Source organism: Psychrobacter sp. (assembly GCF_036731945.1).
GTDB lineage: Bacteria > Pseudomonadota > Gammaproteobacteria > Pseudomonadales > Moraxellaceae > Psychrobacter.
Map to the genome: position 1 here is coordinate 1 of NZ_DAINDI010000128.1, position 1,040 is coordinate 1,040.

At 48.9% G+C, this 1,040-nt stretch carries 2 protein-coding genes; both read right to left on the reverse strand.

What is annotated here, in order from left to right:
* Positions 1-219, reverse strand: a 219-nt coding sequence (locus V7D75_RS14575) for a hypothetical protein (RefSeq protein ID WP_333615143.1), incomplete at its 3' end; no start/stop codon positions are given.
* Positions 220-381: 162 nt separating this feature from the next.
* Entirely contained in the window at positions 382-873 is a 492-nt protein-coding gene (locus V7D75_RS14580) for a hypothetical protein (RefSeq protein WP_333615144.1), read from the reverse strand.
* Positions 874-1,040: the final 167 nt, after the last annotated feature.

Here is a 1,040-nt window from a genome sequence, read left to right on the forward strand (position 1 = left end):
AACAAACTTGCGCGGCGCTTCTAATATCTCTTTGCGCACCTTCGGGCTAATCCATTCGTCAAAATACTCAGTTCGATTTCTAACCTGATCGCCAGTGAGTGAGGTATCGAGGGGGATTTTCATGTAACCTTCGTACATTTCCGGCTTGCCAGCTTTAACCTGGTTCGCCTTTCTTACTGCCGCCTTTTTACGCTTATCACGGTTTTTAATCTTTGCCATGCTTTTTACTCCGTAGTAGTTGAAAATAGGGTGTTTAGGCTGGCAGTTGTCCTTTCAAACTAACCCCAGCGTCATCGCCTTGGTGAGCCATCACCTCACCAACTAGCTGATACCAGCGGCCTAAACGATTGATGTTTTATTCCAAAAAGTTAAAACTGACCGTCAAGCCAGCTTGCGCTCGTCACAGTAAATAGGCGTGTTATCTTTGTGCCATGCTTTATGACACGGATCGCACAGCCACATAACGTCCAGCGGCTTGTTGTAGTCGCAATGATGACCGTGTAATTCAGCCTCTTGCTGGCAAGTCTCGCAACAAGAAGGTTTTGCAATCTTGCCATCACGCAATGCGTTATTAACCGCATTGTGTGCTTGGCGTATCGATGGATTGCGCTCAGCGTAAGCACGTTTGGCAGCGCTTGCCTTTCGTTGGCCTCGTTCGGTACGCTGGTAATCCTTACGCGCTTGCACGCGGTCAGGATTGTTGGCTCGCTTTCTATCGAACTCGCGGCGAGCTTCAATGTTATTAGCTCTGTTGGCTCTAGCCTTGGCGCGTATGCACTCTTTGCAGTCACCAGACTTGCCATCACTGCGGATGGATGACTCATAAAAGTCACCCTCCGCTTTCTCAGTTTCGCAGTATCTACAATAGATCATTACTACCTCCTAGAAGGGAATGTCCATATCGTCCACTGGGTCAGACGCCATGCTCGTTGGCGGCTGATTATTCTGCTGAGCTGGTGTACCACGTTGATAGGTGACGCCGTTATTCTGCGGTGCGCCTTGATTGCTCATTTGGTTATTAAACTGCTGTGGCGGCTGAC

Coding starts and splice junctions, on each gene's coding strand:
- V7D75_RS14580 (WP_333615144.1), bottom strand. CDS start 873: ATGATCTATTGTAGATACTGCGAAACTGAGAAAGCGGAGGGTGACTTT.